The 15,248-nt window shown below is 47.5% G+C and carries 12 protein-coding genes; 6 read left to right on the top strand and 6 right to left on the bottom strand.

Annotated elements, in window-relative coordinates; all coding sequences use genetic code 11:
• Positions 1-13 precede the first annotated feature (13 nt).
• Together ACF8CV_RS00860 and phnX are read left to right on the top strand one after the other, a co-directional pair.
• Positions 14-1,393, top strand: a complete 1,380-nt coding sequence (locus ACF8CV_RS00860) for an aspartate aminotransferase family protein (RefSeq protein ID WP_138937842.1) — start codon at positions 14-16, stop codon at positions 1,391-1,393.
• A 90-nt stretch (positions 1,394-1,483) separates the two neighbouring features.
• On the top strand, positions 1,484-2,299 hold the full coding sequence (gene phnX, locus ACF8CV_RS00855; RefSeq protein ID WP_138937843.1) for a phosphonoacetaldehyde hydrolase: 816 nt from the start codon (positions 1,484-1,486) through the stop codon (positions 2,297-2,299).
• Between the two features lie 76 nt (positions 2,300-2,375).
• On the opposite strand, the gene ACF8CV_RS00850 is transcribed toward phnX, so the two are convergent.
• Complete coding sequence (locus tag ACF8CV_RS00850) at positions 2,376-3,404, bottom strand: LacI family DNA-binding transcriptional regulator (RefSeq protein ID WP_025527338.1); 1,029 nt, start codon at positions 3,402-3,404, stop codon at positions 2,376-2,378.
• Positions 3,405-3,653: 249 nt separating this feature from the next.
• Here ACF8CV_RS00850 and ACF8CV_RS00845 point away from each other — a divergent pair, with 249 nt between their 5' ends.
• The 3 genes from ACF8CV_RS00845 (at position 3,654) to ACF8CV_RS00835 (ending at position 5,718) form a co-directional block, all read left to right on the top strand.
• Entirely contained in the window at positions 3,654-4,097 is a 444-nt protein-coding gene (locus tag ACF8CV_RS00845; RefSeq protein WP_021484352.1) for a PTS sugar transporter subunit IIA, read from the top strand.
• 67 nt (positions 4,098-4,164) lie between these two features.
• Entirely contained in the window at positions 4,165-4,452 is a 288-nt protein-coding gene (locus ACF8CV_RS00840; protein ID WP_005463968.1) for a PTS sugar transporter subunit IIB, read from the top strand.
• A gap of 9 nt (positions 4,453-4,461) precedes the next feature.
• Positions 4,462-5,718, top strand: a complete 1,257-nt coding sequence (locus tag ACF8CV_RS00835; RefSeq protein ID WP_005463995.1) for a PTS ascorbate transporter subunit IIC — start codon at positions 4,462-4,464, stop codon at positions 5,716-5,718.
• A 123-nt stretch (positions 5,719-5,841) separates the two neighbouring features.
• On the opposite strand, the gene ACF8CV_RS00830 is transcribed toward ACF8CV_RS00835, so the two are convergent.
• Together ACF8CV_RS00830 and ACF8CV_RS00825 are read right to left on the bottom strand one after the other, a co-directional pair.
• On the bottom strand, positions 5,842-6,189 hold the full coding sequence (locus ACF8CV_RS00830; protein WP_005464009.1) for a hypothetical protein: 348 nt from the start codon (positions 6,187-6,189) through the stop codon (positions 5,842-5,844).
• Positions 6,190-6,198: 9 nt separating this feature from the next.
• On the bottom strand, positions 6,199-8,232 hold the full coding sequence (locus tag ACF8CV_RS00825; RefSeq protein WP_005464000.1) for a S8 family serine peptidase: 2,034 nt from the start codon (positions 8,230-8,232) through the stop codon (positions 6,199-6,201).
• A 469-nt stretch (positions 8,233-8,701) separates the two neighbouring features.
• On the opposite strand from ACF8CV_RS00825, the gene ACF8CV_RS00820 reads away from it, so the two are divergent.
• Complete coding sequence (locus ACF8CV_RS00820; RefSeq protein WP_138937844.1) at positions 8,702-9,958, top strand: type 2 secretion system lipase; 1,257 nt, start codon at positions 8,702-8,704, stop codon at positions 9,956-9,958.
• Between the two features lie 127 nt (positions 9,959-10,085).
• On the opposite strand, the gene ACF8CV_RS00815 is transcribed toward ACF8CV_RS00820, so the two are convergent.
• The 3 genes from ACF8CV_RS00815 to ACF8CV_RS00805 are packed head-to-tail and all read right to left on the bottom strand — an operon-like array spanning position 10,086 to position 14,618.
• A complete protein-coding gene (locus ACF8CV_RS00815) occupies positions 10,086-11,462 on the bottom strand; it encodes an efflux transporter outer membrane subunit (protein WP_025794540.1) in 1,377 nt (458 codons plus the stop codon).
• Positions 11,463-11,476: 14 nt separating this feature from the next.
• Positions 11,477-13,441, bottom strand: coding sequence for a MacB family efflux pump subunit (locus tag ACF8CV_RS00810; protein WP_030000367.1), 1,965 nt, complete (start codon positions 13,439-13,441; stop codon positions 11,477-11,479).
• Position 13,442: 1 nt separating this feature from the next.
• Entirely contained in the window at positions 13,443-14,618 is a 1,176-nt protein-coding gene (locus ACF8CV_RS00805) for an efflux RND transporter periplasmic adaptor subunit (RefSeq protein WP_069508280.1), read from the bottom strand.
• Positions 14,619-15,248: the final 630 nt, after the last annotated feature.

Below are 15,248 nucleotides of genomic sequence, written 5' to 3'. Positions count from 1 at the left end.
TTGAGAGAGCGCTATGACTCAGAATATCAAACCGACCCATTTTCGTAGTGAAGGCGATGTCAACACGACACCGGCGCGCCAAGCTTGGAATGCGTCGATGGACGACGAACGCACGCAAGCATTATTGAAGCGCGATTCCGAGGTCTTTCTTCATCAAGCTATGTCGACGCCTTGCTTAGATACCTTGGAAGCAGCGGAAGGCATCTACATCCAAGATGCTACCGGCAAAAAGTACATGGACTTCCATGGTAATAACGTCCACCAGCTGGGCTATGGTCATCCGCATGTGATTAAACGTGTGCAAGAGCAAATTGCCAAACTGCCGTTTTCACCACGTCGTTTTACCAACGAGACCGCGATTGAATGTGCCGAAAAACTCACCCAAATCTGTGGCGGCGAATTGAACCGCGTGCTATTTGCTCCGGGAGGCACATCTGCGGTTGGTATGGCACTTAAACTAGCGCGCCACATCACAGGCAACTACAAGGTGGTGTCTCTGTGGGATTCTTTCCACGGCGCATCGCTAGATGCCATCTCAGTAGGCGGCGAAGCGTGTTTCCGCCAAGGTATGGGACCATTAATGGCAGGCGTTGAGCGCATTCCACCAGCGGTGTCTTACCGTGGCGCTTTCCCAGTCGCGGACGGTAGCGATGTGCATTATGCCGACTACCTTGAATACGTAATTGAGAAAGAAGGCGGCGTGGGCGCATTTATCGCAGAAGCGGTTCGCAACACAGATGTTCAAGTGCCAAGTAAAGCCTACTGGAAACGCATCCGTGAAATCTGTGACAAACACAATGTCATGCTGATCATCGACGACATCCCTAACGGCATGGGTCGCAGCGGTGAATGGTTTACCTACCAAGCCTACGACATCGAGCCAGATATGCTCTGCATCGGTAAAGGTTTGGGCGGAGGCTTAGTGCCTATCGCAGCCATGGTAACCAAAGACAAATACAACACCGCCGAGCAAATCTCCATGGGTCATTACACTCACGAGAAAAGCCCTATCGGTTGTGCTGCGGCACTGGCAACCATGGAAGCCATTGAGCAAGACGGCTTGCTAGATAAAGCCAAAGCCGACAGCCAGTTCATGCGTGAAAAGCTGTTAGAGATGAAAGCTAAGTACCCAGTGATTGGTGATGTACGTGGCATCGGCATGTTATGGGGCATTGAGTTGGTCACCGACCACGAGAGCAAAGCACGCGCGTATGACGAAGCGGAAGCTGTGTTGTACCAATGCCTCAACAATGGCGTGAGCTTCAAGGTCTCGCAAGGCAATGTGATTCAACTCAGCCCACCGCTGATCATCACTCGCGAACAACTGATAGAAGCGTTGGCGATCTTCGAAGAAGCGATCGCCAAAGTGTGTAAAGACTTTAATTACTTTTAGGGTCAATAGACCTCAACAAAAACCAATTTATTCAGAGCGCCGTTTCAACGTGTAGGCAAGCGCTCTGGCAAGCAAGAAAAAGGATTGAACATGAGCAAATCACCAATTCAAGCAGTGATCTTTGACTGGGCTGGCACTATCGTCGATTTCGGCTCTTTTGCACCAACCAGTATCTTTGTGGAAGCGTTCAAGCAAGGATTTGATTTCGAAATCGGTCTTGAAGAAGCGCGTGAACCAATGGGGCTTGGTAAGTGGGATCACATCCAAGCTGTGGGTCGTATTCCTGCCGTTGATAAGCGTTGGAATGAGAAGTTTGGTCGCTCAATGACCAGCGAAGACATCGACGCTATCTACGCGGCATTTATGCCTCTGCAAAAAGCAAAAGTGGCTGACCACGCAGAACCAATCCTCAATGCGATTGAAGTTGTGAACGGTCTGAAAGACAAAGGCATCAAGATCGGTTCTTGTTCTGGTTACCCGCGTGAGGTGATGGACGTATTGATTCCAGTTGCAGCGGACTACGGCTACCAACCAGATTACGTTGTCGCGACAGACGATCTGCCCCAAGGTGGTCGCCCTGCGCCGTTTATGGCACTGAAAAACGTGATTGAGCTTGGTGTAACCGACGTTAAAGCATGCGTCAAAGTGGACGATTCAGCACCGGGCATCTTTGAAGGTCACAATGCGGGCATGTGGACGGTGGGTCTGCTGCTTTCTGGTAACGAAGCGGGTCTGACATTTGAAGAATACCAAGCTACAGACGAAGCAACCTTAGAGAAAGCTCGTGAAAAAGCACGCGCGAAGTTTATCAAGAGTGCACCTCACTACTTAATCGACACCATCTCCGATATGCCAGAGGTGATCGTAGATATCGAACAACGCCTAGCCACGGGCGAACGTCCGTAGTTTTCGCTCGTGAATTCAGAATGTAAAAAGCCTCTCCATATTGAGAGGCTTTTTGTATTTATGGAAAGCGGAGGGGTCAATTAATCGCGGTACTTGCTCGACGCTTTAGCTTAAAGCCCGTACTGGTTGGCCTTTCTTCTGGCTCGCCTTTGATGGCATGCAACAGTTTTTCTGCCGCCTTGGTGCCCATGCGCTCGTAATCAAATTCTGCCGATGTCAAACTTGGGTAAGCGTGCTCCCCCATAGAAGAACCTTCAAGGCAAATAATGGCAATGTCGGTCGGGACTTTGAGCACGCGGCGATGGCACTCAAAGAGCGCACCAATTGCTATCTCCTCATGGCTACACACCAAAGCATTCAAGCTTGAATCGCGCAGCAATAACTTCGCCAATCCTTCCGCACCCAATTGTGAAGATGGCGCTTCATGAGTCGTCAGAAAATGATCTGGGGTGAGATAGTTTTCAATCATCGCACTTTGCCAACCGTGTAACTGGCGTTGCAACGTTGAGTGATTCCCGCGCGCCCCAATAAAACCAACGTTCTTAAAACCTTGTTCAATCAGGTGTCTGGTACAGGCCTTACCCACTTCGAAGTGATCCACGCCAATGTTGAGATAACTGGCCTTTGAGCTCAGTTCGGCAATCTCTAACACTGGCGTATTTGATGCCTCTAACAGTTGATGCGTTCGCTGACTATGCTCACTTCCAAACAGTACAACGCCCGCAGGACGGCTCTCTAAAAAAGTCGAAAGCAACTTTTCTTCTTGCTCAATCGAGTAGTCGCTGTAACCCAGTAATAATTGATAACCCGCTTTGTTTAACGCCTGTTGGAAGCTTGGTAAGAAATGCGCACATGCTTTTTCAAACAGTGACGGAATGATAAGAGCGATGGAATAACTTTCTGCAGATGCGAGTGCCCCTGCGGCTTTGTTCGGGATATAGCCGAGCTCATCAACCACTTGTTGAATTTTTTCTCTCAGCTTATCGGATACCAGCTCTGGCGTTCGTAATGCTCGCGACACCGTCATCGTGCCTACGCCTGCTTGTTTGGCGACATCAGCCAAAGTGACGTTGCCGGTACTTCTTCGTTTGCGAGGTTCGCTCATTGTTTTTATTTAATGTTCTCTAATTTCAGCTGCAACATCTTATCACAGCGCTTTAATGGTTTTGATATTAGCGCATTAGAACTCGAACACCAGCACATGAAACTTCGATGCCTGATAAAAATGATAGCGCTATCACAATTAATGGTAGCGCTATCAGATAGCGCTACCATTTGTGATCACTCTCAGGTTTTTCTGGCAAATTGATCGATAAAGTACGCAGCAACAAAACAACAAATCGGAAACATTCCAATGCTACGTGAACTGATTACCTCTGATGTCATTCGCATCCATTCTGACGCAACCGACTGGAAAGATGCGATCAGCAAATCTTGTGAAGCTTTGATTGAAAATGGCGCAATAGAACCAAGTTACGTTGAAGCAATTTACCTCTCGCACGAAGAGCTTGGCCCTTACTACGTGGTAGGTCCGGGCATGGCGATGCCACACGCTCGCCCTGAAGATGGCGTTAACCGTTTGTCACTGGCGATCACGGTGATCCAAAACGGCGTCAACTTTAACTCTGAAGAAAATGACCCAGTAAAAATGCTGGTCACGCTAGCGGCAACGGACAGTAATAGCCACGTTGATGCGATTTCGAAACTGGCGGAATTGTTTATGAATGAAGAGCATGTAGAGGCCATCTGCAACGCTCAAAGCAAAGAAGATGTTCTTGCGATCATCGACAAATACTAAGTTTTACTCCTGACATACCCCATTCACAAATGGGTATACCCCCTATAAAAAAGAAAAGGTCTGAATTATGAAAATTATGGTTGTTTGCGGTCACGGTCTTGGTACTAGCCTAATGATGGAAATGAGCATCAAAAGCATCGTAAAAGAATTGAACGTCGATGCCGCTGTGGATCACATCGATCTTGGCTCAGCAAAAGGCACAAGTTGCGACATTTTCATCGGCACAAAAGACATTGCAGAACAGTTGGAAGCACTTGGCGTTGAGCAACGTATCGTAGCGCTTGATAACATGGTCGACAAAGTCGCAATGAAAGAGCGTTTATCTGTGGCACTTCAAGAGCTTGGCGCTCTATAAGGTGGCGTTATGGAATTTTTCAGTTTCTTAATGAACGATGTCCTATCAGAGCCAGCGGTTCTGGTCGGTCTCATCGCTCTAATCGGCTTAATTGCCCAGAAAAAACCAGTCACCGAGTGCATTAAAGGCACGGTAAAAACCATTCTTGGTTTCATCGTGCTTGGCGCAGGTGCAGGCTTAGTTGTGAGCTCGCTAGGCGACTTCGCGACGATTTTCCAACACGCATTTGGCATTACAGGCGTGGTTCCAAACAACGAAGCTATCGTCTCTATCGCGCAAGAAGCGTTTGGTAAAGAGATGGCGATGATCATGTTCTTCGGTATGTTGGTGAACATTCTGATCGCTCGTTTCACGCCGTGGAAATTCATCTTCCTAACAGGTCACCACACACTATTTATGTCGATGATGGTGGCGGCGATTCTGGCATCTAGCGGCATGAAAGGTGTTCCACTGATCGCTCTTGGCTCTGTGGTTGTGGGTTCTGTAATGGTGTTCTTCCCTGCAATTGCGCACAAATACATGAAGCAAGTAACAGGCTCAGACGACGTTGCGATTGGTCACTTCTCTACCCTTTCTTACGTCCTAGCTGGTTTCATTGGCAGCAAGTTTGGTAACAAAGAGCACTCAACAGAAGAGATGAATGTCCCTAAGAGCTTGTTGTTCTTACGCGATACGCCAGTGGCTATCTCGTTCACAATGGGCATCATCTTTATGGTGACGTGTTTGTTCGCTGGCGGCGATTTTGTCCGTGAAGTCAGTGGTGGTAAACATTGGTCTATGTTTGCGCTAATGCAATCCATCACTTTCGCCGGTGGTGTGTACGTCATCCTGCAAGGTGTACGTATGGTTATCGCAGAAATCGTTCCTGCATTTAAAGGCATCTCAGACAAACTGGTTCCAAACGCAAAACCTGCACTGGATTGTCCGGTTGTGTTCCCATACGCGCCAAACGCGGTATTGGTGGGCTTCCTATCGAGCTTTGCAGCCGGTCTAGTGGGCATGTTCCTGCTGTACGTGATGGGTCTTACTGTGATTATCCCAGGTGTCGTTCCACACTTCTTTGTGGGTGCTGCGGCAGGTGTATTTGGTAACGCGACAGGTGGTCGTCGCGGTGCAATTCTAGGCGCGTTTGCACAAGGCCTACTGATTACTTTCCTACCTGTATTCCTAATGCCAGTACTGGGTGATCTTGGCTTTGCAAACACAACATTCAGTGATGCTGACTTCGGCGCGGTAGGTATCCTACTTGGTTTGATTGTTCGCTAAGTTTTCTCTCTGATGAATGCGGAATTAGGCTCGTCGGCATTCATCTCTGAGAGGCTTTAGCCATAGAAAAGCACTCAAAAAAACGCCCCTCACGTGAGGGGCGTTTTTCTTATTGAGGCTATCTTATTGGGACAGCAACTTTCTCGTTGGTTCTTGCTCGGTATACTCAACCGCATCGCTGGTGGAAAGCTTGTCGACATCTTCTTGAGAGCCGGTTACTACCAACACTTGCTGTTTCACCAAAGCATCGACCACTTCAAGGTTGTTGTGACGAAGAAGCGCTCTCACTTCGCTTTCTTTCCCTTTGTGATATTTCACAAAATAGCGAGCCGGTTGTTGCTCTGCACTTGTTGGACGCTCATCCACAAGAGGAAAGCCTTGGTTGTTGGCAAGGCTGGTGGCGCTCATGCCAATCGCCAATAGCGCGGTCAAACTCCCCGCCGTTACGGAAAGTAAGGTCAGCTTCTTCATAGTCACTCCTTATTGAAATGTCAGAGACCAGCTGTTGATTGTACCTGTGTCTCTTCTGGCACTGTCGACGGCTTTAAGTTCCCAAGAACCTTGTGATTCAAAACCAGAGAAATCAACTTGGAAAGTGGTTTTGATATCGTTAGCACTGCCGCCAGTATTGTCGTGAAGCACGACTTGTCCACCTGTCGGTGAAGTCAGAGTCACTCGTAGGTCACCGATGTAAGTATGGCTAATATCTACGTCAATGCTTACAGTACCTGAGTCGCCAGTGCGATCGACATTCAGTGCGCTGATGGCACCAGAGGTTTTGTTGTCAGGAATCGCAACAGGGTTAGTGTTTGAGTAGCTAGAATCTGAAGAGCTACCGCCACCGTCAGGACCATTACAGCCCGCATCCAAGAACAGCTTCGCCGCTTCCGCATTCACTAGGCCGTGACCAGTGCGGTTATCTCGACCTGCAACATCAATGTCTGTCGCGGTTTTGATCAACGCGTTACGTACTTGCGCTGCGGTACACGTTGGGTGGTAACTCCACACCAAGCCAGCTACGCCCGTTACGTGCGGAGTCGCCATCGAAGTGCCGTTGTAGTACTCGTAGTCTTCACCTGATGTAGTTGCAACCGTGATCTCTTGGCCTACGTAACCCAATAGCTCTTGACCAAATGCACGATCAACTGTCACCGACACCATGCGATAAGCGTTGTTTTGGTCAACTAAGAATGGGTTTTGTAACCCAGCTAATGCCGCGTTGCTGTATACAATCGCCGCGCTTGCGCCCGCGTTGTAACATGCTCGAACTGCATCCACCTCTGGGTACGTACCTGAAGATTGATTACCAATACGCTCAGTAAGACAGATTTTGCCTGACATGTCGCCACAGTTGAAGTTGCCACCAGACACATCACAGCTTGCCAATGTCGCGGTGACTGAACCTGCAACGGGTGCTGGTACAAACTCAGTGCCGTTGTGGACCAAACGGTTATGAGGCACGATGCCACGGTCAAACTGGCTAACACCGTTTAGCGTAATGTCAGATAACTTACCTTCGCCTACTGTTACGGTGGACAGGATCGCCACACCCGGCGCCGCGATTTCAACTTGATCCGTCGCTTGCGAGAACGCCGCGTGATCATTTTGATTATCGACCGCTGCAACTGACATAACAGAATCGTAAGACGCTGGGTAGCTGTGCGCAGTATTGCCGTCGTTACCCGCCGCAGCGATTAACAGTACGCCTTGATCGTAGATCGCTTTCAGCGCATTTTGCTCCGTGCGACTCGATTGGCTACCACCGAGGCTCATGTTCACCACGTTTGCGCCATTATCAGCACACGTTTGTATCGCTTTCACAAGACCAGAAGAGTAACCCCAGCCCGCTTCGTTAAACACTTTCACGATGTGAAGGTTCACGTTTTGGTTTGGCATCACGCCCTTCACACCTTCAGTATTCGCGATCGCAGCGATTGTGCCCGCTACGTGAGTACCATGCGCGTTGTTGTTGCCAGGATCGCTCCATGAGCCTGTGCCGCTATCATTGGTACCAGCAACACGGTTACCGCTCAGATCGTTGTGCGACAAATCGTAGCCAGAATCGATGATACAAACTGTGCGGTTACCTGCATTGAAGTCATCCAACTGCTGAGCATTCACTGCGTTGTAACCCCAAGGTACCGTTTCACTTAGCAGGTAACGCGGTGGATCGACTTCCACGTATTCCACATCACCACGGTTACGCAGTGGTTCAAGATCATCCCCATCCAACTCAACGCTGTAAATGGCACGGTTACCTAGTTTTTCCACTTTACGTGCTTTCACCTGTTGCAAAACAGATTCTTGCGCGATACGTGGTCCCCAAAACGAGTTGCCACCCATCGAAGATCGGCTTACCGGATCTTCTTTGAATTTGACGATGTATTTCGTCGGCAACTTGGATTCGTCGAATCCCATCGGTGGAGCCGCGAATGCTGACATGGAAGCAGTCAGCGCGACGGCAACAGCAGACAATGTAAATAAGCCTTGTTTTTTACTTGTTGTGTAGTGCATTTGCCCTATTCCTTAGTTGAGCTAATTTTTATTCACTATATCCTCATGAAAAATCATCATTGCGATGTATACATGAGTCACTCAGCTATAGTTCATCGTCCAAAAATGCCAAACAATTTGTTTCATGAATATACAAATTTGTACAAAATATCATTCAATCAACATTTTTAGTTAACATCAAAAAGCATCAACAAAACCTTATAAAGCAATCACTTATTTAACAAAAAGTGCATGTTAAATTAATGTTAGTGAGTAATTATTCTAAATATGAGCCATTTAATCGATTGCTATGCTGAATGAATTTTTTGACCGTGATGCCAAAATCAAAATAATGAATATTTAGTTGTTGACTGTCTGGAGTATTTACTCAGAATTAGAGGGTTTAGTGAGAAAAATTCTCATCTAAACAATGTTATAGCCAAGTATTTTTTCAATGTGCTTGGGTCAATAACCATTACAAGAAGAGTGAATGATGAAAAAAACAATCACACTATTAACTGCATTACTCCCGCTTGCTTCTGCAGTTGCCGAAGAGCCAACCTTATCACCAGAAATGGTTTCAGCGTCTGAAGTGATCAGCACGCAAGAAAACCAAACCTATACCTATGTTCGCTGTTGGTATCGCACCAGCTACTCGAAAGATGATCCGGCGACCGATTGGGAATGGGCAAAAAACGAAGATGGTAGCTACTTCACCATTGACGGTTACTGGTGGAGCTCCGTTTCATTTAAAAACATGTTCTACACCAACACGTCGCAAAACGTTATCCGTCAGCGTTGTGAAGCAACATTAGATTTGGCGAACGAGAACGCAGACATTACGTTCTTCGCCGCTGACAATCGCTTCTCATACAACCACACGATCTGGAGCAACGACGCAGCAATGCAGCCAGATCAAATCAACAAAGTGGTTGCACTCGGTGACAGCTTGTCTGATACAGGCAACATCTTTAACGCATCACAATGGCGCTTCCCTAACCCGAACAGCTGGTTCTTAGGTCACTTCTCCAACGGTTTTGTGTGGACAGAATACATTGCCAAAGCGAAGAACCTTCCGCTCTACAACTGGGCAGTTGGCGGCGCGGCTGGTGAGAACCAATACATCGCGCTAACAGGGGTTGGTGAGCAAGTTTCTTCGTACTTAACCTACGCAAAACTGGCGAAGAACTACAAACCAGCAAACACCTTGTTTACGCTTGAGTTTGGTTTGAATGACTTCATGAACTACAACCGTGGCGTTCCAGAAGTGAAAGCGGATTATGCAGAAGCACTGATTCGTTTGACGGACGCAGGTGCGAAGAACTTCATGTTGATGACACTGCCAGACGCGACGAAAGCGCCTCAGTTTAAGTACTCAACACAAGAAGAGATCGACAAAATTCGTGAGAAAGTGCTTGAGATGAACGAGTTCATCAAGGCACAAGCGATGTACTACAAAGCGCAAGGTTACAACATCACGTTGTTTGATACTCACGCCTTGTTCGAGACGCTAACTTCTGCGCCAGAAGAGCACGGTTTCGTGAACGCGAGTGATCCTTGTTTGGACATCAACCGCTCATCGTCTGTCGATTACATGTACACCCACGCATTGCGCTCTGAGTGTGCAGCGTCTGGTGCTGAGAAGTTTGTGTTCTGGGATGTCACGCATCCAACAACAGCAACTCACCGCTATGTTGCAGAGAAAATGCTAGAAAGTAGCAACAACTTAGCAGAGTACCGTTTCTAACCAGACACGGCTTCTGAGTTGAAACCTTATCTTCGTACACACGTTGATAAGCAAAATGGCCACGACACATCGTGGCCATTTTTATCGAAGGAACTTTGTGATCACAGCAGTCGCAACGCTAAACAAGTTACAGTGGCGCGACGTCGGTTCCTCCTAAAGACTGGTAAAGCGTAACCTGAGTGAGAAACTGGTTGTAGCGGTTTTCCAACAAAGAAGCTTGCGCGTTTCTGGTGTCTTCTTGTGCATTCAAATAGTCCATGATCGACGTCGAGCCATACTGATACCGCGCAGCATAAATGGACTCAGCGGCACTTGCGGCATCATATTGCTCTTGTAAACGCGCCGCCTGATACTTCAATTTCTCGCGTGCTGACAAGGCATTTTCGACATCTTGGAATGCGGCGTACAACACTTGGCGATAACTCACAATAGCCGATTGATAGTCTAAATCGGCAATGGCTTGGCTATTTTTCATCTCATTCCACTGCAAAAACGGCAACGTCATATCTGCACCTAAGCTGCCAATCGGGTTGGAAAGCAGGTCTTTAAGCGCTTGTGACGATCCACCCAGAGCCCCAGTGAGCGTCAGCTTGGGCAAGTAGTCCAAATCTGCTGCGTCTTTATTTGCTAGCGCGGCTTTGACTTCATAAATCGCTGCTTTAATGTCGGGTCTGCGGATCAATAAATCAGACGGAGCACCAACACTCAACGATGGCATATCGCCTTCAGGCAGCATTTGGATGTTTGCACTGATGCTCTTCGGCGGTTGATTGAACAAAATCGCAAAGGCGTTGTTTGCCTCAAGTAAACTCTGTTCAAACTCACTTTGCTGCGCTTGTAAGCTTGCCAACGTACGTTTTGCTTCAAGCACATCTAACTGATCCACAGCGCCAAGTTGGTACTGTTTTTCAATCAATTGTAGCGTTTGAGCTGCGTCTTCCACATTACGCTGACTGAGGTTTAAGCGCTGTTTTAGATAGCCGATTTGCCAATATAACGATGCCGTCGTTGCCACCAAACTTTGTGCGGTCGCCTCGCGATCTTGTTGACTTGCCATCGCCGTCCACTTGGCTTGGTCAACGTCTGCCGAGATTTTTCCCCACAAATCCAACTCGTAATTGACGGACAAGTTAGTGCTGTAGCTATCTGCCGATTCCCCGCCATCAAGAGATTTTTGAACTTGTCCTGATGTGGAAGAACTCAACGTAGGGAAAAGGTCATCTTGCGCTAAACCCAGCTGTAAACGCGCTTTCTTTAGCGTTAGCGTTGCCAGCGTCAAATCGTTGTTTTGAGCCAACACCTGAGTAATGTATTGATTAAGCGTTGGGTCGTTAAACGCCAACCACCAAGGATCCATACTGACATCACCCGCAACATGCATCTGCTGCCAACTTGCAGGCACTTGCACCGAAGGTGCTTGATAGTCACTACGCATAAGCGACCCACAACCTGACAACCACACTGCGCTTAAGGCAGCCGCGACCAATCGAGTCTTGAATTTCATTGTGTTACTCATTTTTAGTCTCTCGCTAGCGCTTCTATCGGATCGAGTTTGGCGGCATTGCGAGCGGGTAAAAAGCCGAAGGCGATGCCAATCAACGTTGAGCAAATAAACGCCCAGATGATCGAGTTCATTGAGTAAATCATTTGGAAGCTGCTGCCAGATGTACTGAATGCAAAACCAATCAAAAACGCCAAGCCAATACCAGCAATGCCACCACACAAACACACCAGTACCGCTTCAATCAAAAACTGACGCAAAATATCCGCTTGCCGCGCACCCACAGCCATTCGTACACCGATCTCTTTCGTGCGCTCTGTCACCGACACCAACATGATGTTCATTACGCCAATTCCGCCGACAATTAGGGAGATCACCGCAATCGCTGAGATCAGTAACGTCATGGTTGCGGTGGTTTTCTCGATGCTCTGACGAATGGTGTCAGTGTTAATCGTGAAGAAATCTTCTGTACCGTGGCGCATTTTTAACAAGTTGATGATGCTCTGTTCTACCGCTGCGCTTGGGGCGTGCTCATCAATCCGTACAGTAATGCCGTTGAGGTAGCGTTGTCCCATCATTCGTCCCGACATGGTGGTGTATGGCACCCAAATTTTCAGCGCGTCGCTGTTGCCAAACGCGTCTTCTTTTTTCTGCGTGACACCCACAATACGCACTGGCAATGAACCAAGAAAAATCACTTCACCAATCGGATTTCTATCCGCAAACATTTCCTTTCTGGTGTTGTCATCAATCACTGCTTCTTGGGCGAGCGAATTCACGCTCTCTTCATCCCAAAACTGACCTTTGGCGATCTCATAACCACGCACACGGAAATAATCTTCCCCAACCCCTTCCACAGACGCGGTTGCATCCTGATTGGCGTAACGCACGGTTAAGCTGTTGGATAAAGACGGCGTGACACTGTCGACAAAAGGTAGACTCTCCAACGATTTAGCATCGTCGGCGGTTAGCGTTTTCACTCGTCCGGAGCGGCGGTCACCAAACCCTTTGCCCGGTCTGACATCAATGGTGTTTGTTCCCATGGATGAAATATTCGACAAAATTTGCTGTTGTGAACCATTACCTAGTGCCACCACGGAAACCACCGAAGCTATACCAATAATGATGCCGAGCATGGTCAAAAACGTGCGCATTCTGTGGCTAGACATCGCCAGCAGCGCCATTTTGAGCGCGTCAATAAAACTGTCCCACTTCCACCACTTACTGGCGACTTGCGCTGGGCGATGAAAAGACGCGCTCGGTGTCTGTACTGCTTGCTCATTGATTACAACTTGTGCATTTGGCGTATCTGCAATGATTTCACCATCTTTGATTTCAATGATGCGATCCGCAAAGTTCGCCACGTTCATATCATGAGTCACTAAGATGATCGTATGCCCAAGTTGATGCAACTCTTTAAGCAGTGCCATCATCTCTTGCCCACTGTGACTGTCTAATGCGCCAGTGGGCTCATCAGCGAGAATCACCTCACCACCGTTCATCAGTGCACGAGCAACACTCACGCGCTGTTGCTGGCCACCACTCAGTTGGCTGGGCTTGTGAGTCAAACGATCTTCCAGCCCTAAGCGCGCCAATAACGACTGCGCTCGCTCCGTTCTTTGACGATGAGGAACTCCCGCGTAAACCGCTGGTACTTCCACGTTTGCCACCGCGGTTAAATCCCCCAGCAGATGGTAACGCTGGAATATAAAGCCAAAATACTCGCGGCGCAGTTCCGCCAGTTGGTCGGATTCCAACGTCGAGACATCTTGCCCATTAATGAAGTATCGACCGCTGGACGGTTTATCCAAGCAGCCGAGCACATTCATCAGCGTCGATTTACCTGAGCCCGATGCCCCCACGATCGCGACCATTTCACCGCGTTTTATCTCTAAATTAATGTGGTTCAACACAGTAAGCGACTCGTCGCCAGAGACAAAACGTCGAGTTAAATCCTCAACTTTTAAAAGCACGTCACTCATCTTAGAACCTCATTGGAGGTCGACGACGATCACCTCGGCTTGATGATTCTCCATCCATAGCATTGCCAAGAACAACTTGGTCGCCCTCCTTCAAACCTGAGAGAATTTCTGCATTCACTTTGTTGTTAATACCCACTGTCACGAGCTTTTGCACCACTTGGCCCTGTTCAAGCACTGGCACGGTATAGTTGCCTTTGCCGCCAGATTTTTGCAGCACTTGTGAAGGGACAATCAAGGTATTTTCCGATTGCTCAAGGACAATCGAAACTTGCGCAGTCATGCCGATACGCAAAATACCTTGCGGGTTCTTCACATCAAATACAGCGTTGTAGTAAATGGCGTCGCTATCTGAAATGCTCAAATCGCTATCATCGCCATCCATGATGGTTGGCCCCGGCTCAATGGCGCGCAATGTGCCTTTAAACTGCTGATTCGGTTTGCCTAAAATGGTGAACAGCGCCGTTTGGCCTGGGTGAACAAAAATCACATCGGCTTCCGAAATTTCGGCTTTCACCGTCATCGTATCTAACTTGGCTAACTCGATAATAGTTGGCGTGGTCTGATTGGCGTTTACGGTTTGTCCTTCTTCCACCGCGGTGTAAACCACCGTGCCATCCATCGGTGCGTTGATGGTGGTGTAACCGAGATCTAACTGCGCATTGTCGACGTTGATTTTGGCTTTCTCGATTTCGGCATCCAGTTGCGCTAACTCGGCTTTGTAGATGGCGAGCGTCGCCTCGGCATTCTCGTAATCAGCTCGTGAGCTCGCTTTCGCTGCCAACATGCCTTTTTGGCGCACGTATTCATAGTTTGCTTGTTTAATCTGCGCTTGCTTAGCTTGATACTGAGCATTGAGACTATTAAGAGACGCTTGGGCTTCTTTGAGGCTATTTTGCTGAGTCAGGCTGTCAATCTGTGCAATCAAGTCCCCCTGTTTGATCTCATCCCCTAAGTTCACAGCGAGGCGTTGAATTTGCCCAGATACTTGCGCACCGACATTCACCAATTTGGACGCTTGCAACATGCCGTTGGCTAATACCGCCTTTTCGATATTGCCTTTACGAACGACTTCTGTCGCGTAAGGAGAAATGGGTTCTGGACGTTGCAGATAATGATAACCACCAGCACCAATAGCAAGTAGGCCACACAAAACGAGCCATTTTTTATTGAGTTTCATAGCAGGAGTGAAGTAAATAATCGTTTTGATTTTATACTGCTATTTGTCTTAGCCGTACAGGGTACGAGACGTAAAGATAGGTAAATTAACGTCAAGATACTGAAGGAATAACATCATTAATGTGTAAAATCCGAGATATTATAGCCACTTCAAAACTTTATCATTCAATAAATATAACAAAGATCATTTTTAATATAGAAATTCAAGTTATAAGTATTATAAACAAAACTTTTAAATGCCAACAAACCAGTAAAATCCAAAATTATTCAACATGCCATCCATTTAAATTTCATTATGAACATTTTTTAATTGTTGAATTTCAAGAGGAATTAAGTGACAAGTTAAATAAAAAATACCCACATAACACAGGTAAGACCGAGAGGAGTGTGTCATGTGGGTTTAAAACGATAGTTCTCTTGCTGATTCGAACTACCAACGTTGGGATGCAATGGAAATACAAATGACTCAGAGTTTCCATCACGGACACTTTATCGCTGGATTTGCCTCTGTTTGTTAGGGAACAGTCAGCACAATAAAAATAGAGAAGTAATACCGCAAAAATAAAAATAGAGGCTCTGAGTTTAATTTACACGTAAAATAATCACCACATTCACGACATGAACCATTAAT

The sequence above is a fragment of the Vibrio sp. zbq_1 genome (assembly GCF_043102935.1).
Classification (GTDB): Bacteria; Pseudomonadota; Gammaproteobacteria; order Enterobacterales; family Vibrionaceae; genus Vibrio; species Vibrio parahaemolyticus.
The sequence above is the reverse complement of the archived record's forward strand: the minus strand, read 5'-3'. Positions and strand labels throughout refer to the sequence as shown.